This window comes from Pseudomonas sp. GW823-FHT03E05, assembly GCF_058796855.1.
This window is the reverse complement of the sequence record NZ_JBXAJB010000003.1, coordinates 17,440-41,878: the sequence shown is the minus strand read 5'-3', so window position 1 is coordinate 41,878 and position 24,439 is coordinate 17,440. Positions and strand designations below refer to the sequence as shown.

Here is a 24,439-nt window from a genome sequence, read left to right as displayed (position 1 = left end):
GCCCGCGGTGTGGGCCGCACGCCTCTCGATGGTCTGAAAAAGATGCTGGATAATAAAGCATGACCCGCTTGACGGCTAGCGCCGTCGGAGACCCTTGTAATGCCTGACCAAGATGTACGCTTGCAACACCTGAAAGTTTGGCTCGATGAGCAGTTGGCGATTGTTTATGCAGCACAGGGCTGGGGTGAAGTGCCCCCGGCAACATTGACCGCAGCCAGCAGCGACGCGAGTTTCCGTCGTTATTTCCGTTGGCAGGGCGCGGGTCGCAGCTTCGTGGTGATGGACGCTCCGCCCCCCCAGGAAAACTGCAAACCCTTCGTGGATATCGCCCGTTTACTGGCGACTTGCGGCATCAACGTGCCGAAAATTTATGCAGAAGATTTGCCTCGCGGCTTCCTGTTGCTCAATGACCTGGGCAATCAGACCTACCTGGACGTGATCAACGAACATAATGCCGACGCACTGTTCGAGGATGCATTCCAGGCTTTGCTGGCCTTCCAGCAGTTGCCGATGGACGCGCCCCTGCCCAGTTACGACGTAGCCCTGCTGCGCCGTGAGCTGGAGCTGTTCCCCGAGTGGTACATCGTCCGTGAGCTGGGCATCAGCCTGAGTCCACAGCAGCGCGAGCAATGGCAGCGTGCCAGCGACCTGCTGATCGACAGCGCCCTGGCGCAACCCAAGGTGCTGGTGCACCGCGACTATATGCCACGCAACCTGATGCACAGCGAACCGAACCCCGGCGTGCTGGACTTCCAGGATGCGGTCTACGGCCCGGTGACCTATGACGTGACCTGTCTGTTCAAGGATGCCTTCCTCAGCTGGCCGGAGTCCCGGGTGCAAGGCTGGCTGAGCCAGTACTGGCACCAGGCGCGGGCGCGGGGTATCCCAGTGCAGGACGACTTTGACGAGTTTCTGCGGGCCAGCGACCTGATGGGCGTGCAGCGTCACCTCAAGGTGATCGGTATCTTCTCGCGGATTTGCCACCGCGATGGCAAACCACGCTACCTGGCCGACGTGCCGCGCTTCTTTGCTTATATAGAGGCGGTCACGTCCCGACGCCCCGAGCTTGCAGAGCTGTCGCAACTGCTGCTCAGCCTGCGCCAGCCGGCGGGAGCCCATGCATGAAGGCGATGATCCTGGCAGCCGGCAAGGGCGAGCGCATGCGCCCCCTGACCCTGACCACTCCCAAACCCTTGCTGCCTGTAGCGGGCATGCCGCTGATCGAGTACCACCTGCGGGCCCTGGCGGCGGCAGGTTTTCGCGACATCGTCATCAACCATGCCTGGCTCGGCCAGCAGATCGAGGATGCCCTCGGCGATGGTCAGCGCTGGGGCCTGAACATTCAGTATTCGGCCGAAGGCCAGCCGCTGGAAACCGGCGGCGGGATTTTCCAGGCATTGCCCTTGTTGGGGGACGCGCCGTTCCTGGTGGTCAATGGCGATATCTGGACCGACTACGATTTTGCCGCCCTGCGCCGGCCCCTGGCCGGGCTGGCTCATCTGGTGATGGTGGACAACCCGCCGCACCACCCCAGTGGTGGCGACTTCTGCCTGGTAAACGGCCAGTTGCACGACCGCCAGCCAGGCGCAGCGGCGCTCACGTTCAGCGGCATATCGGTGCTGCATCCGCGGTTATTCCAGGGTTGTGTTGCCGGTCCGTTCAAGCTGGCGCCGCTATTGCGCGAAGCCATGGCCCAAGGCCAGGTCAGTGGCGAACATATGCAGGGGCACTGGGTCGATGTCGGCACCGTCGAGCGTCTGGCCCAAGTTGAACACTTGCTGCAAGCGAGTCGCTGATATGTGGTGGCCAGGGACTCTGATCGGAGCCGGAGCTGGATTTGCAATCGCCAGTATTCCGGGGGCCATGCTCGGTGCGTTGCTGGGGCAGGCGCTGGACCGGCGTCTGCAACTGCACAGCTGGGCGCAGGTGCGTGAACGCCTGGGCGGCCGCCCGGCGTTGCGCAATGATGAATTGCTGTTCGTGCTGCTGGGGCGGCTGGCCAAGAGTGATGGCCGGGTGATGGACGGGCATATCCAGCAGGCGCGCCAGGAAATGCGCTCGCTGGAGATGAACGATGCGGCCCAGCGCCGGGCGATTGCCGCGTTCAATCGCGGCAAGTCGGGCAATGACCGTCTGCGCGGCTATCTGCGTCGCCTCGCGGCCCAGCCCCATGCCGCCGAAGGCGTGCTGCGGGCCTGTTGGCGCATGGTCTGGGCCGACGGCCGGGTCGGGCCAGCGGAGCGCGAACTGATCCAGCTCTGGGGCAAATGGCTGGGCTGGACCCGTGAGCAGGTGCAGGCGCTGGCGCAGGACTACGGTCCGGCGAGGAAGTCACTGGCCGAAGGCGCCCTGACTTATCAAGAGGCGCTGCGCCTGTTGGGGGTTGCAGCTACCAGCGAGCCGGCGCAGATCAAGCGGGCCTATCGGCGCCTGCTCAGCCGCCATCACCCGGACAAGATCGCCGGCAACGGCGCCAGCGAGGCACAGGTGCGTGAGGCTACGGAAAAGACCCGGGAGCTGCACAGCGCCTATACCCTGATACGCCAGCGCCGGGAATTCCGCTGAGGGTGCAGGCCGCGATTGCCGCTGCGGCAGTCGCGGCCTGTGAGCTCAGCTATCGGTGTTCTGAGGGTTCAACCAACCGCGTACCCGGCGAAACAGCTGCTCTTGCTGGGCGGTGTTGTTGCCGGGCAGGGCCTTGAGGGGAATCTGGCTGAAGTTCGAGTGCTTCAGGCGCTTGCTCGCTTGCAGTCGCTCCAGGGCGGCTTTTTGCGCCAGAGGCTTGTCGACATAGAAGAAGTCGGCAGTGGCCAGCTTCAACGTAGGCGTGATCTCCACCAGTTGCGGTTTGCCATTGGCCGGGGACTGGGCTGCTACCATCACCAGCTTCTGTACCTGGGCCGGCTGTTTCTCGCTGAGGTAGCGTGCGGCCCAGTAGGCACCCGTACCATGACCCAGGAGCACGATACTGCGGGCATTCTGCTGTTCGGCAAAGGCCAGGGCAGCATCGACACGGGTGAAGATGCGCTCGGCATCCGCCTTGACCTGCTCTTCCGTGCTTTCTGCTACTACCCGGTCGGCCACGTCGGCTTCGCCGCCAGCGACCTGCTCGATCGGCTTGGCCTCGGTACTGGCATCCTTGGCGGTGTTGGCCTTGTCCGTAGGGGCCGGTGCGGCTTCGACCACCCGTGGTTGCGCGGCCTCGCTGAGCATGTCGGGCAGGGTCAGGCTCAGGCTGGCCCACTCGGTGTCCGGCAATTTGTTGCGCAAAGGTGCAATGGCTTGCGGCCAGTCAGCGGTTTCACCCGCTCCCGGGAGGATAATCACCACGCCCTTGGGGTCGCTGGTGTTGGCCGGCTTCCACAGGGCCAGGAAGGTATCGCCGCCGGCTTGCAACTGTTGCTGTTCCAGGGCGGGCAACTGGCGCTCCAGGGCGGCGGCGTCTTCCTGGCTACGCTCAGGCAGGGGTTGGCGTTGCGCCGGTTGTTCCTCGGGAGTCTTGGTTTCTGGAGCCGGGTCGGCAGCTTGCACAGAAAAGGTCCAGGGCAGGATCAGCGACAGGCACAATGCGGGCAGTGCCGAGCGGTGGACAAGGGGCATCGGATATTCCAGGCCAGAAGTAATTCCGGCAGCCTAATGGGTTGGTCAGTATTTGTCAGGGTGTGAGACTTCAGATGATGCGTTTTCGCTGCCTTCTGCTTATCGGCTGTCTGTGCCTTCCCTTGATAGGCCGTGCGGCCCCGGCGCCCCAGGTGCCGACTGCGCCCTTGAGCCCGGAACAGCGCCAGTGGCTGGCGCAGCACCCCGAGTTGCGGGTTGGGCTGGTGCTGCAGGCGCCGTTCGCCCAGTACGACCGGCGCCTGCAACGGCTGTCTGGGGCCAATGTCGAGTTGATGCAAGCCCTGGCCAAGGCGCTGAACATCGAGCTCAGCTGGCGCAACTTCCCTGACCAGGCACAGCTGGAGCGGGCCCTGCGCGACGGCGAGGTGGACATGGCCCCGGGCCTGACCCAGACCCCGGCCGGTCTGCGCCTGTGGTTGTTCAGCGACCCCTATATGCGCGTGCCGCAGCTGGTGGTCGGGGAGCGCAAGGGTGCAGGTGCGGTGGAGCTGGAAAAACTCGACAGCCAGGCCCGGGTCGCCGTGCGCATGCCCAGTGCGGTGGCCGATTACCTGCGCCTGACTTACCCCAACCTCAACCTGCAAGGGGTACCGCTGGAGCGCCAGGCCCTGCAGTTGCTGCTGAGCCAGCAGGCCCGCTACGCGGTGGTGGACGAGGCTCAGCTCAGTCGCCTTTCGGGGGAGGCGGAGTTCGCCGGGCTGGCCGTGGTGGGGGATATCGGCCTGCCGCAATTGCTGCGGGTAGCCACCCGCCGCGATTGGCCGGAACTGGCGAGCATTGTCGAAGCGGCCTTGCATGCGATCCCGGCCAAGGAGCTGGAGCAGCTCCATGGCCGCTGGCTGCAGCCCAAGTACCCGCGGCTTGGCGAGTCCCCCGGAGTCTGGCAGAACCTCAGCCTGCTGTTGGTGATCCTGCTGCTGGCGAGTCTGGCGATCGTCTTCTGGCAGCGCCGCCAGCAGCGCAGCCTGGAGCAGCGCCTGCTGGCGGCGCGGGAGGACATCGCCTTGCGTGCCGCCAGCGAGGAAGCCCTGCGCCTGACCCAGTTCTCCATCGATCAGAGCACCGTGGGCATTCTCTGGGTCAATTGGGACAGCCATGTGCGCTACGCCAACCGGGCAGCCGAAGAGATGCTCGGTTACCCGGCGGGCGGGGTGATCGACCGGCCGCTGATCGATTTCGAGCCCAACCTGCATATGGATCGCTGGCTCAACCTGTGGAAGCGGGCCCGGGCCAGCGAGGAGGGCGTGCAAAGTTTCGAGACCCAGTGTGTGCGTGCCGATGGCAGCATCCTGCCGGCGGACGTGTCCCTGAGCTTCCTGCGCTTTCGCGACAGCGAATACCTGGTGGTTTACCTCAATGACGTGACCGAGCGCCGTCGCGCGCTGGCGGCCCTGCGCGAAAGCGAGGCGCGTCTGCAGGGGATTGCAGCCAACGTGCCGGGCCTGGTGTTCCGCCTGGAGCGGGCGCCGGTCACCGGGCAGATCGACTTCGCCTATATCAGCGAAGGCAGCGAGACCCTGGTGGGCTACTCGCCAGCAGTGCTGGCCCACCGGGACAAGGGCCTGCGCAGCCTGGTGCACCCGGACGACAAGGCCAGCTATCACCAGACCCAGGACCAGGCCCTGGACACCGACAGCGACTGGTCCTGGCAGGGTCGCATCCTCACTCGCCAGGGCCAGCAGCGCTGGGCCGAGATCAAGGCCATCACCCGGCGCCTGGATGACGGCGCGTTTGTCTGGGACGGCATTGTCTGGGACATCAGCGAAAGCAAGCGCATCGAGCTGGAACTGGCCAGCTCCCGTGAACAGTTGCGGGAGCTGTCGGCGCACCTGGAAAGCGTGCGCGAAGAGGAAAAGGCCCGCATTGCCCGGGAAGTCCATGACGAACTGGGGCAGATGCTGACTGTGCTCAAGCTGGAAACGTCCATGTGTGAGCTGGCCTATGCCCAGCTCGACCCGGGCCTGCATGAACGCCTCAACAGCATGAAGCGCCTGATCGCCCAGCTGTTCCAGCTGGTGCGGGATGTGGCTACCGCACTGCGGCCGCCAATCCTCGATGCGGGCATCGCCTCGGCCATCGAATGGCAGGCCCGCCGGTTCGAGGCCCGCACCCAGATCCCCTGCCTGGTCCAGGTGCCGGACAACCTGCCGCGCTTGAGCGACGCCAAGGCCGTCGGCCTGTTCCGTATCCTCCAGGAGGCCCTGACCAATGTCATGCGCCATGCCCAGGCGCATACTGTGGAACTCACCCTGACCCTGGAAGCACACGAGCTGTGCATGAGCATCAGCGATGACGGCCTGGGCTTCGACACCGCTTCTGCACGTCCGACGTCCTTTGGCCTGGTAGGCATGCGCGAGCGGGTGCTGATCATGGGCGGGAGCCTGTCGCTGCACAGTGAGCGGGGCGAGGGCACCACCCTGAGTGTCCGGGTGCCCCTGGACCAAGAACAATAATGAGGAGACACGCGTGATCCGTGTACTGGTAGCCGAAGACCACACCATCGTTCGCGAAGGCATCAAGCAACTGATTGGCCTGGCCAAGGACCTGGTCGTGGTGGGCGAGGCGAGCAACGGCGAGCAGTTGCTGGAGACCCTGCGTCAGGTGCCCTGCGAAGTGGTGCTGCTGGATATCTCCATGCCCGGGGTGAACGGCCTGGAGGCCATTCCGCGGATCCGTGCCCTGAGCAACCCGCCGGCGATCCTGGTGCTGTCGATGCACGACGAAGCGCAGATGGCCGCCCGGGCGCTGAAGATCGGCGCTGCCGGCTACGCCACCAAGGACAGTGATCCGTCGCTGCTGCTGACGGCCATTCGCAAGGTGGCATCCGGCGGCCGCTATATCGACCCGGACCTGGCTGACCGCATGGTCTTCGAGGTCGGCCTGACCGATACCCGGCCCTTGCATTCGCTGCTTTCCGAGCGTGAATTCTCGGTTTTCGAGCGCCTGGCCCAGGGCGCCAATGTCAACGACATTGCCCAGCAACTGGCCCTGAGCAGCAAGACCATCAGTACCCACAAGGCGCGGCTGATGCAGAAACTCAACATCACCTCCCTGGCCGAACTGGTGAAATACGCCATGGAACACAAGCTGCTCTGACACCCTCTGCGGTGCTCTCCCGCCCCTTGGGGGAGGGCACTTATCCATTTGCGACATTCCGCGCTTTCAGGCTTTCGCCGTTTCTTGCCGCTTGCAGCCTGCCGTTTGCCTCCGCCCTTATCCAATCGCGCCATTCTTGTAGGGCAATCCCTACACGCAACCTTCCAGAGGGCTGAGGCGAATCTCTCCTGGCCCCCGATTTGCGCGCTCTGCAGGCTCCTCTAGGCTTGTTCCACAGCCGTCTAAAACAAAAGGTGCGGGTATGAGCGAGGTCGTTTCAAGTGCTGGGGCCAACGATGTTCTGGTCAGCTTTCGTGGTGTGCAGAAGAGCTACGACGGCGAGAACCTGATCGTCAAAGACCTCAACCTGGAAATTCGCAAAGGCGAGTTCCTCACCCTGCTGGGGCCGTCCGGTTCCGGCAAGACCACCAGCCTGATGATGCTGGCCGGTTTCGAAACCCCGACCGCCGGCGAGATCCAGCTGGCCGGGCGCTCGATCAACAATGTGCCGCCGCACAAGCGCGACATCGGCATGGTGTTCCAGAACTACGCGCTGTTCCCCCACATGACCGTGGTCGAGAACCTGGCCTTTCCGTTGTCGGTACGCGGCTTGAGCAAGACCGACATCAGCGAGCGGGTCAAGCGCGTGCTGAGCATGGTCCAGCTCGACGCTTTCGCCCAGCGCTACCCGGCCCAGCTGTCCGGCGGCCAGCAGCAGCGGGTGGCCCTGGCCCGGGCCCTGGTGTTCGAGCCACAGCTGGTGCTGATGGACGAACCCCTTGGTGCCCTCGACAAGCAACTGCGCGAACACATGCAGATGGAGATCAAGCACCTGCACCAGCGCCTGGGCGTGACCGTGGTCTATGTGACCCACGACCAGGGCGAAGCCCTGACCATGTCCGACCGGGTGGCGGTGTTCCACCAGGGCGAGATCCAGCAGATCGCGCCGCCGCGCACTCTCTACGAAGAGCCGAAGAACACCTTCGTCGCCAACTTCATCGGCGAGAACAACCGCCTCAACGGCCGCCTGCACAGCCACAACGGCGAGCGTTGCGTGGTGGAGCTGGGGCGTGGCGAGAAGGTCGAGGCGCTGGCGGTGAATGTCGGCCAGGTCGGCGGCCCGGTGACCTTGTCCATCCGCCCGGAGCGGGTGAGCCTCAACGGTTCCAGCGAAAGCTGCGTCAACCGCTTCTCCGGCCGGGTGGCGGAATTCATCTATCTGGGCGACCACGTCCGGGTGCGCCTGGAAGTCTGCGGCAAGAGCGACTTCTTCGTGAAACAGCCGATTGCCGAGCTCGATCCTGCGCTGGCAGTAGGTGACGTGGTGCCGCTTGGCTGGCAAGTCGAGCACGTTCGCGCGCTCGACCCGCTTCTAGAGGCGAATTGATCGCCCCCCTGCAACACCAACCTGCACGTGGAGAACACAATAAATGTTGAGATCCCTGAAATTCACCGCCCTGGCACTGGGCATGATGGGTGCGGCGCACGCCATGGCGGCGGGCCCGGACCTGACCGTGGTGTCCTTTGGCGGGGCGAACAAGGCGGCCCAGGTCAAGGCCTTCTATGCCCCTTGGGAAGCGGCGGGCAAGGGCAAGATCATCGCCGGCGAATACAACGGCGAGATGGCCAAGATCAAGGCCATGGTCGACACCAAGAGCGTGTCCTGGGACCTGGTAGAAGTGGAGTCCCCGGAACTGTCCCGCGGTTGCGACGAGGACATGTTCGAGCAACTGGACCCGGCGCTGTTCGGTAACAGCGAAGACTACGTCAAGGGCGCGATCCAGCCGTGCGGCGTGGGCTTTTTCGTCTGGTCCACGGTACTGGCCTACAACGCCGACAAGCTGAAAACCGCTCCGAGCAGTTGGGCTGATTTCTGGGACGTCAAGCAGTTCCCGGGCAAGCGCGGCCTGCGCAAGGGCGCCAAGTACACCCTGGAGTTCGCCCTGATGGCCGACGGCGTCGCGCCCAAGGACGTGTACAAGGTCCTGGCCGGCAAGGATGGCCAGGACCGTGCCTTCAAGAAACTCGATGAGCTCAAGCCCTACATTCAGTGGTGGGAAGCCGGCGCCCAGCCGCCGCAGTACCTGGCTTCCGGCGACGTGGTCATGAGCTCGGCCTACAACGGCCGGATCGCCGCGGTGCAGAAGGAAAGCAACCTGAAAGTGGTGTGGAACGGCGGCATCTACGACTTCGACGCCTGGGCCATTCCAAAAGGCCTGGACAAGGCTCGCGCCGAAGCGGCGAAGAAGTTCATCGCCTACTCGGTGCAGCCGCAGCAGCAGAAGACCTATTCGGAGAATATCGCCTACGGGCCGGCCAACACCCAGGCCGTGCCGCTGCTGGCCAAGGACATCCTCAAGGACATGCCGACCACTCCGGAAAACATCGCCAACCAGGTGCAGATAGACGTCAGCTTCTGGGCTGACAACGGTGAGCAACTGGAACAGCGCTTCAACGCCTGGGCTGCCAAGTAACCACCCCCTGCCGTTGTAGGAGCGAGCTTGCTCGCGAAGGCGTCATCAGCATCAACCTTGATGGTGAAGCACAGCCTTCGATGCGCGGCCAAGCCCGCTCCTGCCGCCGGGTGGTTTGTATTCGAAAGATCGATTTGCGGAGTTTGTCATGACCATCACCGTTCCCCTGAACGCGGTCACCGGCCCGACCCTCAAGCAGCGGCTGGCCCGTGCCGAGCGGGTCAACCGCTGGAAGGCCCAGGCGCTGATCGCGCCCCTGGTGCTGTTTCTGCTGCTGGTGTTCCTGGTACCGATCGTGGCGCTGCTGTACAAGAGCGTCGGCAACCCGGAAGTGGTCGGTGGCATGCCGCGCACTGTGGCGGCCGTGAGTGCCTGGGACGGTCGTGGCCTGCCTGCCGAAGGGGCCTACAAGGCGTTGAGCGAAGACCTGGCGGACGCCCGCAAGAATCAGACCCTGGGCGACCTGTCCAAGCGCCTGAACATGGAGTTGGCCGGCTACCGCAGCCTACTGACCAAAACCGCCCGCGCCTTGCCGTTCAAGGCCGAGCCCGAATCCTATAAAGAAGCCATGGAAAGCCTGGATGAGCGCTGGGGCGACCCGGCCTACTGGCAGGCGATCCGCCGCAACACCAGCAGCCTGACCCCTTACTACCTGCTGGCGGCGGTGGACCATCGCATCGACGACCTGGGCGAACTGGCCCCGGCTACCCCGGACCAGTCCATCTACCTGGACATCTTCGCCCGCACCTTCTGGATGGGCCTGGTGATCACCGCCATCTGCCTGGCCCTGGCCTATCCCCTGGCGTACCTGCTGGCCAACCTGCCGGCGCGCAAGAGCAACCTCCTGATGATCCTGGTGCTGCTGCCGTTCTGGACCTCGATCCTGGTGCGAGTGGCGGCGTGGATCGTGCTGCTGCAATCGGGTGGCCTGATCAACAGCGCGCTGCTGGCCATGGGGGTGATCGACAAGCCCCTGGAACTGGTGTTCAACCGCACCGGGGTCTACATCTCCATGGTGCACATCCTGTTGCCGTTCATGATCCTGCCGATCTACAGCGTGATGAAAGGCATCTCGCCGACCTACATGCGTGCGGCGATCTCCCTGGGCTGCCATCCGTTCGCCAGCTTCTGGCGGGTGTATTTCCCGCAGACCTACGCCGGGGTCGGCGCTGGTTGCCTGCTGGTGTTCATCCTGGCGATTGGTTACTACATCACCCCGGCATTGCTGGGCAGCCCGAACGACCAGATGGTCAGCTACTTCGTCGCCTTCTATACCAACACCAGCATCAACTGGGGCATGGCCACGGCCCTGGGCGGCCTGCTGTTGCTGGCGACCATCGTGCTCTATCTGGTTTACAGCTGGCTTGTGGGCGCAAGCCGCCTGCGCCTGAGCTAAGGAGAGAATCGAAATGCTGAGCCCCTACATGTCGCCCGTCGAACGGGTCTGGTTCTACAGCTTGCGGATTCTCTGCGGCTTGATCCTCTTGTTCCTGGTGTTGCCGGTGCTGGTGATCATCCCGCTGTCGTTCAACTCCGGCAGTTTCCTGGTGTACCCGCTGCAGGGCTTTTCGCTGCACTGGTACCAGGACTTCTTCGCCTCTGCCGAGTGGATGCGCGCGCTGAAGAACAGCGTCATCGTGGCGCCGGCCGCAACCTTGCTGGCCATGGTCTTCGGCACCCTGGCGGCCATCGGCCTGACCCGCGGTGATTTCCCCGGCAAGGCGCTGGTGATGGCCCTGGTGATTTCGCCGATGGTGGTACCGGTAGTGATCATCGGTGTGGCCAGCTACCTGTTCTTCGCCCCGCTGGGCATGGGCAACAGTTTTTTCTCGCTGATCATCGTGCACGCGGTGCTTGGGGTGCCCTTCGTGATCATCACCGTGTCGGCAACCCTGCAGGGCTTCAACCACAACCTGGTGCGGGCCGCGGCCAGCCTGGGCGCCTCGCCGCTGACCACATTCCGCCGGGTGACCTTGCCGTTGATCGCCCCCGGGGTCATCAGTGGCGCGCTGTTCGCCTTCGCCACCTCGTTCGATGAAGTGGTGGTGACCCTGTTCCTCGCCGGCCCGGAGCAGGCCACCCTGCCGCGGCAGATGTTCAGCGGCATCCGCGAGAACCTCAGCCCGACCATCGCCGCTGCGGCCACGTTGCTGATCGCCTTCTCGGTGATCCTGCTGCTGACCCTGGAATGGCTGCGTGGGCGCAGCGAGAAACTGCGCACGGCTCAGGCCTGAGCCCCTCGGGCGGCCTTGTACTAAGGTCTGGGCCGCCCCGTCCCCTCTGCTTGTCGTTCACCCGTAAACTGCGCGCTTCCCATGCTTACTGTGGAGTCGCGGGTGAACTTCAACGATGCCAGTTTCGAAGAGCTGCTCAATGCGCTGCATGACGGCGTCTACATCACCGATGGCCAGGGCCAGACCCTCAAGGTCAACCAGGCCTACGAGCGCCTCACCGGCCTGAACGGCGCCGAGCTGCTGGGGCGGCCGATGCAGGAGCTGGTGAAGAGCGGGGTGATTTCCCAGTCCGCTTCACTACGGGTACTGCAGGACGGTCGGCCGGTGTCGGTGATGCAGAGCCTCAGCCACGGCAAGAAGTTGCTGGTCAGTGCCACGCCGATCCTCGCCGCCGACCAGAGCATTCGCTATGTGGTCAGCACCGTGCGCGACATGACCGAGCTGCTGCGCATCAAGCGCGAGCGCGACGAGTTGCAGCAGCTCAAGCAGCTGCGCACCAGCACTGCGCGGCTGCATGCGGGCCAGCGTGACGACCTGTTGCAATCACCGCTGATGGCCGACCAGGAGGTTTCCGGGCGGGTCTTTGCCCAGGCCCGGCAAGTGGCCGACTGCGACGTGAAGGTGCTGCTGCAGGGGGAGACGGGTGTGGGTAAAACCCTGGTGGCGCAATTTATCCACAACGCCAGTGCTCGTGCCCGCGAACCGTTCCTGGCCCTCAACTGCGGGGCGCTGCCGGAGAACCTGATCGAGGCCGAGCTGTTCGGCTATGCCCCGGGTGCCTTCACCGGTGCCGGCAGCAAGGGCAAGCGCGGGCTGCTGGAACTGGCACACAACGGTACGTTGTTTCTCGACGAGATCGGCGATCTGCCCCTGGCGGTGCAGGTCAAGCTGCTCAAGGTCATCGAAGAGAACCGCTTCATTCCGGTGGGCGGCCTGGAGCTCAAGGAGGTGGATGTGCGCATCATCAGCGCCACCCATCACGACCTCAAGCAGCGGGTGGCCGAGAGCAAGTTCCGCGCCGACCTGTATTACCGCCTGAATGTGGTGCCCATCGCGATCCCGGCCCTGCGCGAGCGCAGCGAGGAAATCGGCCCCTTGCTGGAGTACTACCTGGAGCACTTCAACCAGCGCTATCAGCGTGAGGTGCAGTGGAGCCTGGAAGCCCTGGAACTGCTGGGCGAGTACGCCTGGCCGGGGAACATCCGCGAGCTGATCAACGTGGTGGAGCGCCTGGTGGTGACCTGCTCCGGCCAGGTGATAGAGGCCCTGGACCTGCCGGAGGACCTGATCGAGCAACAGGCCCGCAACACCGACGACAGCCGCCTGCCGCTGCGCAAGGTGCTGGAGAACGCCGAGCGCCAGGCGATTCGCGCGGCCCTGCAACTGCACAAGACCACCCGCCTGGCCGCCAAGGCGCTGGGGGTGAGCCAGGCCACGGTGGTGCAGAAGATGAAGCGCTGGGAACACTCTGATTAGGATTCTGATCAGAGCTGCCTGCAGCGATCAGCAATTCAATCGCGACGGCCCGGTCATTCCCCTGGATTTCCTTCCAGAGCCTTGTAGATCAAGGCTTTGCGTATCTTGGCACAGCTTTCGCTCTACAGCCTGCGAGCCCATTCGAGAGTGGCCGCCTGACGGCGCTCTTGCCACAACAATTAAACAAGGCCGAGCTGATGAGTATCTCTGCGTTCAAGATTGCCAACAAACTGATTACCGGCCAGGGCGCCATCGAACAGCTGGACGCCGAACTGGCGCGCCTGCAGATCAGCAACCCGCTGATCGTCACCGATGCGATCCTGGTCAAGTCCGGCACCGTCGATCTGGCCCTGGCCCACCTGGGCGGGCGCGCCTACCGGATCTTCGACGAGGTCCAGCCGGAGCCGGAAATCGCCATAGTCCAGGCCTGCACCCAGGCTTACCGGGCCGGTGGCCACGATGGCCTGATCGGCCTGGGCGGCGGCAGCGCCATTGATATCGCCAAGGCGGTGGCGGCGTTCGCCGGCCATGAAGGCGCGCTGGAAGAGCTGTTCGGGGTGGATCAGGTGCAGCGCAAGGGGCCGCCGCTGATTGCCATTCCTACTACTGCGGGCACCGGTTCGGAGGTGACCAACGTGGCGATCCTCTCGGACAAGGTGGCCCAGTTGAAAAAGGGCATCGTCAGCGATTACCTGCTGCCGGACGTAGCGCTGGTGAGCCCGGTGATGACCCTGACCTGCCCGCGCAGCGTCACCGCCGCCAGTGGCGTCGACGCGCTGGTGCATGCGGTGGAGTCCTACCTGTCGCTCAACGGTTCGCCGATCACCGACTCCCTGGCCCTGGGCGCGATCCGCCTGATCGTCAGGGCGCTGCCCAAGGCCTACGCCAACCCGGCCAACCTGCAGGCCCGGGAAGACATGGCCACCGCCAGCCTGATGGCCGGCATGGCCTTCGGCAATGCCGGAGTCGGTGCGGTGCATGCCCTGGCCTATCCCCTGGGCGGGCGTTTCAATATCGCCCACGGGGTGAGCAACGCGCTGCTACTGCCCTACGTCATGGCCTGGAACAAGATGGCCTGTGTCGAGCGCTTTCGCGATATCGCCCAGGCCATGGACCTGCCGATCGCCGGGCTCAGTGATGGTCAGGCCGCAGAGCAGGCGGTCCAGGCCATGGCTGCGCTGTGCGCTGCGGTGGACATCCCCACGGGCATGCGCAGCTTCGGTGTGCCCGAGGACGCGATCCCGGCCATGGCCGTGGAAGCGGCGGGTATCCAGCGGCTGATGCGCAACAACCCGCGCCAACTGAGCCCCGGCGATATCGAGCAGATCTACCGGGCTGCCTATTGATCGATCCTTGCCCGTGCCAACTGGCGCGGGCCGCTTTACACCGCCACCAATACCAATAAGACAGGTGCAGTTGATGCCAACGCCTTCCGACACTCGGCACGAAACGCCGTACATCGCCCTTGGCCCGTTCAAGGTGCGTTTGCCCTTTATCCACTACAAATTCGAGCTGCCGGACTACCTGCAAGGCTTGCTGATGTGCGCCGTCGACCTCGCGGCCATTCCACTGATGACCGAGTTCCTCGGCATGCCCTTCGAGATGGCCTTGGCTGTGGTCATGCTTAACGGCCTGTTGTACCTGGCCCACCACCTGCTGGGCGACCCCGTGGTGCCCGGCTGGATCACCCCGGCGGTGCCGCTGCTGATGGCCTATTGCGCGCAGTTTCCCGTGGGCCCGGAGCGTGTCCACGCGCTGATTGCCTTCCAGCTGATGCTCGGGGTGTTCTCCATCGCCCTGGGGGCCACCGGCATGGCGCGCAAGGTGGTGGGCTTCGTGCCCTCGGCGATCAAGTCGGGAATCATTGTCGGCGCCGGGCTCAGTGCGGTGACCGCGGTGTTCCAGGTGGGCGGCAAGTTCGACAGCTTTCCCTGGACCATTTCCATCGCCATCGGCATTGCCTTCTACCTGATCTTTTCCCAGCATTTTGCCCAGCTCAAGCTGCGTAACCGCTTCTGGTGGAACTTCGCCAAGCTGGGCATCCTGCCGATCATCCTGCTGGCGGTAGTGCTGGCGCCGCTGTTCGGTGAAGCGCCGTGGCCGACCATCCAGTGGGGCCTGAGCAAGCCGGACTTCATCGGCCTGTGGAACAACTACACGGTGTTCGGCCTGGGCATGCCGCCGCTGTCGATGTTCATCAGCGCGCTGCCGACCATGCTCGCGGTGTACATCATCGTCTTTGGCGATGTGCTCAGCGCCAAGGTGCTGCTGGACGAGGCCGAGCAGATCCGCACCGACGAAAAGGTCGACTACGACCCGGACCGCTCGCACCTGATCTTCGGCGGGCGCAACGCGTTCATGAGCATCTTCGGTCCGGACATTGCCATGTGCGGGCCGAAATGGGCGGCGATGCTGGTGGTGGTGATCGAGCGCTTCAAGGGCGGGCCCAAGGCCATGAAGTCGATCTATGGCGGCATGGGTTCGTTCCGCTGGGGCACCAACACCGGCTTGCTGCTGTTGCCGGTAGTGACCCTGGTGCAGCCGATTCTCGGGGTCGCGCTGGCGCTGACCTTGCTGATCCAGGGCTACGTCAGCGTGCGCCTGGGCATTCTCGAGGCCCGTAGCCAGCGTGACCTGGGCATCGCAGGGGTGATCGGTGCAGTGCTGGCGATCAAGGGCGCCAGTTGGGGCTTTGCCATTGGCGTGGTGCTGTGCCTGCTGATCTACGGCAAGAACTTCTTCAAGGGCGAGAACGACCGGACTTTCAGCAAGGACCTGGGCGCCGCGGACGCAACTGCCGTCCCGGGTGCCCAGCCAGGGCCCCAGGCCAAGCCCGCCCGGGCGGTGGAAAGCGAGGTGGCCTGAGCCTTCGCGGGCAACGTGAGCACTGTCGTGATGCCGATCGGGCATCGCGACAGCCCGGTTGCGCAATCCCCAGCTACGCTTGTGCCGGCTCCCACCTTTATATAAGAGGCTGCGCACATGAGTATTTCCTCTTTCAAGATCGCCCATAAATTGCTGACCGGCAGCACCGCCATCGAGCAACTGGCTGCCGAGCTGACCCGCCTGGATGTCGATAACCCGCTGATCGTCACCGATACTGCCCTGCTCAGGTCCGGCACGGTGGAGCTGGCGCTGGCCCACCTGGGGGAGCGCAGTTACGAAGTCTTCGACCGGGTGCAGCCCGATCCGGAAATCGCCATCGTCGAGGACTGCATGCAGGTGTACCGCGAGGGCGGGCATGACGGGCTGATCGGCCTGGGCGGCGGCAGCGCCATCGATATTGCCAAGAGTGTGGGGGCCTATGCCGGCTATCACGGCGCCCTGGAGGACCTGTTCGGCATCGACCAGGTGCCGCGCAAGGGGCCGCCGCTGATCGCCATTCCCACCACCGCAGGCACTGGTTCGGAAGTGACCAATGTGGCGATCCTCTCGGACCGGGTCGCGCAATTGAAGAAAGGCATCATCAGCGACTACCTGCTGCCGGACGTGGCCCTGGTCAGCCCGCAGATGACCCTGACCTGTCCACCGCGTGTCACCGCGGCCAGCGGCGTCGATGCCCTGGCGCATGCCATCGAGGCCTACCTGTCCCTCAATGCTTCCGCGATCACCGACTCCCTGGCCATCGGCGCCATCAAGCTGATCGTCAAGGCTTTGCCCAAGGCCTTTGCCAACCCGGCCCACCTGCAGGCCCGGGAGGACATGGCCACCGCCAGCCTGATGGCCGGCATGGCCTTCGGCAATGCCGGGGTCGGTGCGGTGCATGCGATGGCCTATCCCCTGGGCGGACGCTTTCATATGTCCCACGGGGTCAGCAATGCCTTGCTGCTGCCCTATGTCATGACCTGGAACAAGATGGCCTGCGTCGAGCGTATGCAGGATATCGCCGAGGCCATGGGGGTACAGACCGCGCACCTGAGCGCCAGCGAGGCGGCCGACCGGGCAGTGGAGGCCATGGCAGCGTTGTGTGCGGCGGTGGAAATTCCCAGCGGCTTGCGCAGCTTCGGCGTGCCCGAGGATGCGATCCCGGCCATGGCCGTCGAGGCCGCGGGTATCGAGCGCTTGATGCGCAACAACCCGCGCCGGCTGAGCCCCGCCGATATCGAGAAGATCTATCGCGCGGCCTACTGATCATCGCGGTTACGGTGTGCGCTCCAAAGCATGAGGTATACAATGCGCGCCATCGTGATTCTGCTCAAAAAAGGTGCGTCATGCAGCCCTTCGCTATTGCTCCGTCGATTCTCTCCGCCGACTTCGCCCGTCTGGGCGAGGAAGTGGACAATGTCCTGGCCGCCGGCGCCGACATCGTGCATTTCGATGTCATGGACAACCACTATGTGCCAAACCTGACCATCGGCCCGATGGTCTGCGCTGCGCTGCGCAAGTACGGGATCACCGCGCCGATCGATGCACACCTGATGGTCACTCCGGTGGACCGCATCATCGGTGACTTCATCGAAGCGGGCGCCACCTACATCACCTTCCACCCCGAAGCCACGCTGCATGTGGACCGTTCCCTGCAGATGATCCGCGAAGGCGGTTGCAAGGCCGGCCTGGTGTTCAACCCGGCAACTCCGCTGGACGTGCTCAAGTACGTGATGGACAAGGTCGACATGGTGCTGCTGATGAGTGTCAACCCGGGCTTTGGCGGGCAGAAGTTCATTCCGGGTACCCTCGACAAGCTGCGTGAGGCTCGTGCCTTGATCGATGCCTCCGGGCGGGATATCCGCCTGGAAATCGACGGTGGGGTGAACGTGGGCAACATCCGCGAAATCGCTGCCGCAGGCGCCGATACCTTTGTGGCAGGCTCGGCGATCTTCAATGCGCCGAACTATCAGGAAGTCATCGAGAAGATGCGTGCCGAACTGGCGTTGGCGCGACCATGAGCGCCTTTGAGCAGCTGTTCCAGGGGCGCCTGCCACGGCTGGTGATGTTCGACCTGGATGGCACCCTGGTCGATTCGGTACCGGACCTTGCGGCCGCCGTGGATCAGATGCTGCTCAAGCTGGGGCGCAAGCCTGCCGGTGTCGAGGCGGTGCGTGAGTGGGTTGGCAACGGTGCGCCCATGCTGGTGCGCCGGGCCCTGGCCAACAGCCTGGAGGCCCAGGGTGTCGACGATGTCGAGGCCGAGTATGCGCTGGAGCTGTTCAATACCGCCTACGAGGACAGCCACGAGTTGACCGTGGTCTATCCCGGTGCGCGCGAGACTCTCAAGTGGCTGCACAAGCAGGGCGTGGAAATGGCCCTGATTACCAACAAGCCCGAGCGTTTCGTGGCCCCCTTGCTGGACCAGATGAAAATCGGTCGGTATTTCCGCTGGATCATCGGCGGCGATACCCTGCCGCAGAAGAAACCCGACCCGGCGGCGCTGTTCTTTGTGATGAAGATGGCCAGCGTGCCGGCCTCGCAATCACTGTTCGTCGGCGATTCGCGCAGTGACGTGCTGGCAGCCAAGGCGGCGGGGGTCAAGTGCGTCGCCCTGAGCTACGGCTACAACCACGGCCGGCCGATTGCCGAGGAGTCGCCGGCGCTGGTGATCGACAACCTGCGGGCGCTGATCCCCGGTTGCTTAGAACCTGCCGCTGAGATAACGTTGCCCGACGCTGTTCCATCCCATTCTGGAAACTCCATCGTGGTGGTCACTCGCAAACTCTGGATGAAAGTCATCAAGGCCCTGGCCCGCTGGCGTTGGCGCGCCTGATTTTTGTCTGGCCGGCCCCGCCGGCACGTTTGCATACCTGACTGTTAGACCCTCAAGCCACGAGGCACCCCATGATTCGCGAAGAATTCCTGCGTTTGGCCGCAGCCGGTTACAACCGTATCCCGCTGGCCTGCGAAACCCTTGCCGACTTCGACACCCCGCTGTCGATCTACCTGAAACTGGCCGACCAGCCCAACTCCTATCTGCTGGAGTCGGTGCAGGGCGGTGAGAAGTGGGGGCGTTACTCGATCATCGGCCTGCCGTGCCGCACTGTGCTGCGGGTGCACGGCTTCCAGGTCAGCGTGACCCATGATGGCGTGGAGATCGAAAGTCACGAAGTGGCCGACCCGCTGGCCTTCGTCGAGGAATTCAAAGCCCGCTACAACGTCCCGACCATTGCCGGCCTGCCGCGTTTCAACGGTGGCCTGGTGGGCTATTTCGGCTATGACTGCGTGCGTTATGTCGAGCCGCGCCTGGGCCCGTGCCCGAACCCGGATCCGATCGGTGTGCCGGATATCCTGTTGATGGTCTCCGACGCGGTAGTGGTGTTCGACAACCTGGCGGGCAAGGTGCACGCCATCGTGCTGGCCGACCCTGGCCAGGACAACGCCTTCGAAGCCGGCCAGGCACGTTTACAGGAATTGCTGGCGCAACTGCGCCAGCCGATCACTCCGCGTCCGGGCCTGGATTTCAGCAAGCAGCTGGCCGCCGATCCGCTGTTCCGCTCCAGCTTTACCCAGGCTGACTATGAGCGGGCCGTGGACACCATCAAGGAATACATCCTGGCCGGTGACTGCATGCAGGTGGTGCCGTCCCAGCGCATGTCCATCGATTTTTCGGCGGCGCCCATCGACCTGTACCGGGCGCTGCGCTGCTTCAACCCGACCCCTTACATGTACTTCTTCAACTTCGGTGATTTCCACGTAGTGGGCAGCTCGCCGGAAGTGCTGGTGCGGGTCGAAGACAACCTGATCACTGTGCGGCCGATCGCCGGCACCCGCCCGCGGGGCGCCTCCGAGGAAGCCGACCTGGCCCTGGAGCAGGACCTGCTGTCGGACGCCAAGGAGATCGCCGAGCACCTGATGCTGATCGACCTGGGACGCAACGACACCGGTCGGGTCTCGGAAATCGGTTCGGTGAAACTCACCGAAAAGATGGTCATCGAGCGCTATTCCAACGTGATGCACATCGTTTCCAACGTCACCGGCCAGCTCAAGGCCGGGCTGACGGCCATGGATGCGCTGCGGGCGATCCTGCCGGCGGGCACCCTGTCCGGCGCACCGAAAATCCGTGCGATGGAAATCATCGACGAGCTGGAACCGGTCAAGCGTGGGATCTATGGCGGCGCCGTGGGTTACTTCGCCTGGAACGGCAACATGGACACCGCCATTGCCATTCGCACGGCGGTGATCAAGAACGGCGAGCTGCATGTACAGGCCGGCGGCGGGATTGTTGCCGACTCGGTGCCGACCCTGGAGTGGGAAGAGACGCTGAACAAGCGTCGCGCAATGTTCCGTGCCGTGGCACTGGCGGAACAGACCCCTGCATCCAAGGCTTGAGGAGTTGCTGTCGTTGATTGGTTTTGTGAGGATCCTGATGTCTATCAGGTCCTCATGAAATCCAGTGCTGTGGTGTATATCAATCGAGCGCGGGAGCGATAAGCGCCCAGCTGCTGCGCTGATGAAGGCCCCGAGCATTGCGCCCTAAGGTCTTAGGCCTGCCTGATATTTTCCTGCGGTTTTTCGAAGGCAACGAACAGTTGGTCTGCGGTGATAGTGCCAAGGTCCAGGCGCATGTTGGCTTCAAGCATGGCGAACAGGCGGGTGAATACATCGAATACCTTGCAGTGTTCTTCCATGCCTGAGAACGGGTTGTCGATCTTCTCGGCGATCAGCGAGCTTTCCTGTACGGCGTCATAGACCTCACGCAAGGTGATATCGCTGGCTGGGCGTGCGAGGGTCAGGCCGCCGTGGGCGCCGCGCCATGACTTCAGAATATTGGCTTTGACCATCAACGACACGAGACTGCGTACCCGGGTGGGATGAGTCTTGACCCACTTGGCAATGGTCTCGGTACGCAACCTCTGCGGCGCGTTGGCCGCTACGAACGAGAGGATGTATGAGGCGGTGATCAGGCGGGTCGACTGACTCATCTAGTTTGAATTCTCTCTTCAGTGGTAGGGCAGTAGCGACATTCCGATCTGCCCCTTCGAACCGATAGTACTGACAAAACCCCGCCTAGCAAGAGCCTCGCTCGTAAAGAAAAGGGGATTGGCAGCGACCTGTTTTTGAGCTTAATGTATTTGTCACGATGACAATTACAAATATTTTGCATCAGTGCGTGCAAGGTCGGCTGAATCCTTTTCTCTGCGGTTCAACAGAGGCAATGCCATGAGCGATAACAACAACAAAATAACTCAAGCGATGCACGACAGCGGCCTGCCGCGTCGGGATTTTCTCAAGTACAGCGCAGCGGCGGTTGCCGTGGCCGGGGCGTTTTCAATGGGCTTGCCGCAACGCGGCTGGGCCGGGGAGGCCACCCCGAAAGCGGGCGGCGTGCTGCGCATGGGCCTGGCCGGTGGCAGTACTACCGATTCTCGTGATCCAGGTTCATGGAGCGACACCTTTACCTTTGTCGGTTTCTCGGCGGTGTACAACACCCTGAGCGAAATCGGCGTCGATGGCACGGCGATCCCCGAGCTTGCCGAGCGCTGGGAATCCAGCCCCGATGCACGCATCTGGACCTTCACCTTGCGCCAGGGGGTGACCTTCCATAACGGCAAGACTCTGGATGCCGGCGATGTGGTCGCCTCAATCGGGCATCACCTGGGCGACAAGTCCACCTCGGCGGCCAAGACCGTGCTCGGCGATGTTGCCAAGGTCAGCGCCCAGGGCAATGACACCGTGGTGTTCGAACTGCATTCGGGCAATGCCGACTTCGCCTACGTGGTGGCCGATTATCACCTGGTGATCATGCCCGCCAAGGACGGCGCCACCGACTGGCAGGCAGGGATCGGCACCGGCGGTTATCGCCTCAAGGGCTTCGAACCCGGCGTGCGCATGGACCTTGAGCGCAGCCCGGATTACTGGAAAGCCGGCCGCGCGCATTTCGCCAGCGCCGAGTTGCTGGCCATCGCCGATGGCGCCGCGCGGGTCAACGCCCTGGTCACCGGCCAGGTCGATGTGATCAACAAGGTCGATCTCAAGACTGTCGCCTTGCTCAAGCGCAACCCCAATCTGGTCATCGAAGAGACCAAGGGCGCCCAGCACTACACCTTCCCGATGCTGACCGACAGCCAGCAGTTCCAGGACAACAACATCCGTCTGGCGCTCAAACATGCGATCAACCGCGAAACCCTGCTGGCCTCGGTGCTTTATGGCTATGGCCAGATTGGCAACGACCACCCGATCCAGCCCGGTAGTCGCTTCCTCAACAGCGCCCTGGAGCAGCGTGGCTATGACCCGGACAAGGCGCGTTTCTACCTGCGCCAGGCCGGGGTCGATTCGCTCAAGGTGCGCCTGCAGGCTTCCGATGCCGCTTACACCGGCGCGGTGGATGCCTCGGTACTGTTCAAGGAGCAGGCACGCCAGGCCGGTATCGACATCGACGTGGTGCGCGAACCAGCCGACGGCTTTTTTTCCAATGTGTGGATGAAGCAGCCGTTCACCACCTCGTTCTGGTACAGCAGCCTGACCGCCGACCGCATGTTCAGCATCGGCTACGCCAAGGGCGCGGCATGGAACGAGACGCACTGGGACAACGCCCGTTTCAACCAGCTGCTCAACGCCGCTCGCGGCGAGATGAACGCGCCGCTGCGCCAGGAGATGTACAACGAAATGCAGGCCCTGTGCCGTGACGAGGGCGGGGCGATCGTGCCGCTGTTCGCAAGCTCCGTGGCCGCACGCTCCAAGCGCGTGGCCCACGGCGGGCTGACCGCGCCCTACGGCGAGCTCGATGGCCTGCGCTTGATCGAGCGCTGGTGGCAGGCGTAAGCCCGACACTTTTTGCACCTTTCTTCGTTGATCCTGTTCGAGGAGCTGTACGGTGAATAGCCTTTGCAAACTGTTGCTCCAGCGCCTGGCCCTGGGCCTGTTGTCGCTGTTGGCGGTGTCGGTGATCATCTTCCTGGCCGTTGGCATGCTCCCGGGCGATGTCGCCCAGGCCATGCTCGGCCAGGCGGCAACTCCCGAGACCGTCGCTGCCTTCCGTGCCCAACTGGGCCTGGACCTGCCGCCGCTGACCCGCTTCGGCCACTGGGCCTGGCAACTGCTGCACGGTGACCTGGGCCTGTCGCTGGCTAACCAGCGGCCGATTGCCGAGCTGATCGGCACGCGCCTGGGCAACACCTTTAGCCTGGCCTTGCTGGCAGCGCTGGTGTCGGTGCCGGTAGCCTTGCTGCTGGGCATGCTCGCGGCGCTGTACCGCAACAGTTGGTTCGACCGCCTGCTCAACACCAGCGCCCTGAGCGCGGTGTCGTTCCCGGAGTTTTTCGTCGCCTATATCCTGATCCTGGTGTTCGCGGTCAAGCTCAACTGGTTGCCGAGTATCTCCAACCTGGCCCCGGGGGCATCGTTCGCCGAGGTGCTGGAGCGCTCGCTACTGCCGGTGCTGACCCTGAGCCTGGTGGTGGTCGCGCAAATGATGCGCATGACCCGCGCGGCCTTGATCAACGTGCTGGCCAGCCCCTATATCGAGATGGCCCGGCTCAAGGGCATCAGCCAGGCGCGGATCATCTTCCGCCACGCCTTGCCCAATGCCCTGGCACCGATCATCAACGTGGTGGCACTGAACCTGGCCTACCTGGTGGTCGGCGTGGTGGTGGTCGAGGTGGTGTTCGTCTATCCGGGGCTCGGCCAGTTACTGGTCGACTCGGTGTCCAAGCGCGATATCCCGGTGGTGCAGGCCTGCAGCCTGATCTTCGCCGCCACCTACATCCTGCTCAATACCACGGCCGACGTGCTGTCGATTGCCAGCAACCCACGCCTGATGCATCCGAAGGGGTAAGCCATGAGCCTGATCAAAGCGTTGTTGCGGGCGCCCATGAGCGCCCAGTTCGGCCTGCTGGTGATTGTTGCCTACATACTGGTGGCGCTGTTCGCGCCGGTGCTGGCGCCGTATGGCGAGACTGAAGTGGTCGGCGAAGGTTTTGCGCCTTGGGGCGGGCAGTTCCTGCTGGGTACCGATAACCTGGGCCGCGACATGTTCAGCCGCCTGGTGTATGGAGCGCGCAACACCCTGGGGATTGCCTTCCTGACGACGCTACTGGCCTTTGCCGTCGGCGGTTTCTGCGGGCTGGTAGCGGCGATCAGGGGCGGCTGGATCGACCAGGGCCTGTCGCGGCTGGTGGATATCCTCATGGCCATCCCGCAGCTGATCTTTGCCTTGCTGATCCTCAGCGTGGTCGGCACCAACGCCACCTCGCTGGTGCTGGTGATCGCGCTGCTCGATGCCACCCGGGTGTTTCGCCTGTCACGGGCGGTGGCGATGACCGTGGTGGTCCAGGACTTCGTCGAGGCCGCCCGGCTGCGTGGCGAAGGGCTGTGGTGGCTGGTCAGCCGCGAGGTGCTGCCCAATGCCGCCGCGCCGCTGATTGCCGAGTTCGGCCTGCGTTTTTGCTTTGTGTTTCTGTTCATCAGTGCGTTGTCGTTCCTGGGCCTGGGCATCCAGCCGCCGACCGCCGACTGGGGCAGCATGGTCCGCGACAATGCCGTGCTGATCACCTTCGGCGATATCAGCCCGCTGCTGCCGGCCCTGGCAGTGGCGCTGATCACCGTCAGCGTCAACTTTGTCGTGGACTGGGTGCTGCATCTATCCAGCGGCCTGAAGGAGTGCTGAGC

General features: G+C 63.8%; 21 protein-coding genes. 19 read left to right on the top strand and 2 right to left on the bottom strand.

Annotation, left to right across the window (positions count from 1 at the left end):
• Positions 1–99: 99 nt before the first annotated feature.
• From AC1RCO_RS13165 to AC1RCO_RS13155, 3 genes are read left to right on the top strand one after another with little or no spacing between them, the layout of a single operon-like run.
• Entirely contained in the window at positions 100–1,125 is a 1,026-nt protein-coding gene (locus AC1RCO_RS13165) for an aminoglycoside phosphotransferase family protein (protein ID WP_492617784.1), read from the top strand.
• Positions 1,122–1,796, top strand: a complete 675-nt coding sequence (gene murU, locus AC1RCO_RS13160; protein ID WP_065365138.1) for an N-acetylmuramate alpha-1-phosphate uridylyltransferase MurU — start codon at positions 1,122–1,124, stop codon at positions 1,794–1,796. The genes AC1RCO_RS13165 and murU overlap by 4 nt, the downstream gene beginning before the upstream one ends.
• 1 nt (position 1,797) lies before the next feature.
• Positions 1,798–2,565, top strand: a complete 768-nt coding sequence (locus AC1RCO_RS13155; protein ID WP_342402903.1) for a TerB family tellurite resistance protein — start codon at positions 1,798–1,800, stop codon at positions 2,563–2,565.
• Positions 2,566–2,610: 45 nt separating this feature from the next.
• Here the strand turns inward: AC1RCO_RS13155 and AC1RCO_RS13150 are convergent, their stop codons facing one another.
• Positions 2,611–3,600, bottom strand: a complete 990-nt coding sequence (locus AC1RCO_RS13150; protein WP_065365139.1) for an alpha/beta hydrolase family protein — start codon at positions 3,598–3,600, stop codon at positions 2,611–2,613.
• A 74-nt stretch (positions 3,601–3,674) separates the two neighbouring features.
• Between AC1RCO_RS13150 and AC1RCO_RS13145 the strand changes: the two genes are divergently transcribed.
• The 13 genes from AC1RCO_RS13145 to trpE all read left to right on the top strand — a co-directional run bounded on the left by AC1RCO_RS13145 (position 3,675) and on the right by trpE (position 20,161).
• A complete protein-coding gene (locus AC1RCO_RS13145) occupies positions 3,675–6,074 on the top strand; it encodes a PAS domain-containing sensor histidine kinase (RefSeq protein ID WP_492617783.1) in 2,400 nt (799 codons plus the stop codon).
• A gap of 13 nt (positions 6,075–6,087) precedes the next feature.
• Positions 6,088–6,717, top strand: a complete 630-nt coding sequence (locus tag AC1RCO_RS13140; RefSeq protein ID WP_011063818.1) for a response regulator — start codon at positions 6,088–6,090, stop codon at positions 6,715–6,717.
• Between the two features lie 262 nt (positions 6,718–6,979).
• Positions 6,980–8,104, top strand: coding sequence for an ABC transporter ATP-binding protein (locus AC1RCO_RS13135; protein ID WP_492617782.1), 1,125 nt, complete (start codon positions 6,980–6,982; stop codon positions 8,102–8,104).
• Positions 8,105–8,147: 43 nt separating this feature from the next.
• A complete protein-coding gene (locus tag AC1RCO_RS13130) occupies positions 8,148–9,191 on the top strand; it encodes an ABC transporter substrate-binding protein (protein ID WP_011063816.1) in 1,044 nt (347 codons plus the stop codon).
• Positions 9,192–9,339: 148 nt separating this feature from the next.
• The gene (locus AC1RCO_RS13125) at positions 9,340–10,587 is read left to right on the top strand and encodes an ABC transporter permease (RefSeq protein WP_492617781.1); all 1,248 of its coding nucleotides are present in this window, start codon (positions 9,340–9,342) and stop codon (positions 10,585–10,587) included.
• Between the two features lie 13 nt (positions 10,588–10,600).
• Positions 10,601–11,425 carry an ABC transporter permease gene (locus AC1RCO_RS13120; protein WP_011063814.1) on the top strand — a complete coding sequence of 275 codons (825 nt, stop codon included), beginning with the start codon at positions 10,601–10,603 and terminating at the stop codon, positions 11,423–11,425.
• Between the two features lie 102 nt (positions 11,426–11,527).
• Positions 11,528–12,901, top strand: a complete 1,374-nt coding sequence (locus AC1RCO_RS13115; RefSeq protein ID WP_492617780.1) for a sigma-54 interaction domain-containing protein — start codon at positions 11,528–11,530, stop codon at positions 12,899–12,901.
• Between the two features lie 197 nt (positions 12,902–13,098).
• Positions 13,099–14,247: an iron-containing alcohol dehydrogenase gene (locus AC1RCO_RS13110; RefSeq protein WP_011063812.1), complete on the top strand. Its 1,149-nt coding sequence runs from the start codon at positions 13,099–13,101 to the stop codon at positions 14,245–14,247.
• Positions 14,248–14,320: 73 nt separating this feature from the next.
• Positions 14,321–15,766, top strand: coding sequence for a hypothetical protein (locus tag AC1RCO_RS13105; RefSeq protein ID WP_125063642.1), 1,446 nt, complete (start codon positions 14,321–14,323; stop codon positions 15,764–15,766).
• Positions 15,767–15,883: 117 nt separating this feature from the next.
• The gene (locus AC1RCO_RS13100; protein ID WP_011063810.1) at positions 15,884–17,032 is read left to right on the top strand and encodes an iron-containing alcohol dehydrogenase; all 1,149 of its coding nucleotides are present in this window, start codon (positions 15,884–15,886) and stop codon (positions 17,030–17,032) included.
• Positions 17,033–17,112: 80 nt separating this feature from the next.
• A complete protein-coding gene (gene rpe / locus AC1RCO_RS13095) occupies positions 17,113–17,787 on the top strand; it encodes a ribulose-phosphate 3-epimerase (protein WP_011063809.1) in 675 nt (224 codons plus the stop codon).
• Positions 17,784–18,602 (top strand): phosphoglycolate phosphatase, encoded by an 819-nt coding sequence (locus AC1RCO_RS13090; RefSeq protein ID WP_011063808.1) that lies wholly within the window; start codon positions 17,784–17,786, stop codon positions 18,600–18,602. Before rpe ends, AC1RCO_RS13090 begins: the two co-directional genes overlap by 4 nt.
• Positions 18,603–18,673: 71 nt before the next feature.
• On the top strand, positions 18,674–20,161 hold the full coding sequence (gene trpE, locus AC1RCO_RS13085; protein ID WP_011063807.1) for an anthranilate synthase component I: 1,488 nt from the start codon (positions 18,674–18,676) through the stop codon (positions 20,159–20,161).
• Positions 20,162–20,313: 152 nt separating this feature from the next.
• Here the strand turns inward: trpE and AC1RCO_RS13080 are convergent, their stop codons facing one another.
• Positions 20,314–20,754, bottom strand: a complete 441-nt coding sequence (locus AC1RCO_RS13080) for an Rrf2 family transcriptional regulator (RefSeq protein ID WP_015637243.1) — start codon at positions 20,752–20,754, stop codon at positions 20,314–20,316.
• A gap of 238 nt (positions 20,755–20,992) precedes the next feature.
• On the opposite strand from AC1RCO_RS13080, the gene AC1RCO_RS13075 reads away from it, so the two are divergent.
• From AC1RCO_RS13075 to AC1RCO_RS13065, 3 genes are read left to right on the top strand one after another with little or no spacing between them, the layout of a single operon-like run.
• A complete protein-coding gene (locus AC1RCO_RS13075; protein ID WP_492617779.1) occupies positions 20,993–22,594 on the top strand; it encodes an ABC transporter substrate-binding protein in 1,602 nt (533 codons plus the stop codon).
• 52 nt (positions 22,595–22,646) lie between these two features.
• Positions 22,647–23,606, top strand: coding sequence for an ABC transporter permease (locus AC1RCO_RS13070; RefSeq protein ID WP_492617778.1), 960 nt, complete (start codon positions 22,647–22,649; stop codon positions 23,604–23,606).
• 3 nt (positions 23,607–23,609) lie between these two features.
• Complete coding sequence (locus tag AC1RCO_RS13065; RefSeq protein ID WP_011063803.1) at positions 23,610–24,437, top strand: ABC transporter permease; 828 nt, start codon at positions 23,610–23,612, stop codon at positions 24,435–24,437.
• Positions 24,438–24,439: the final 2 nt, after the last annotated feature.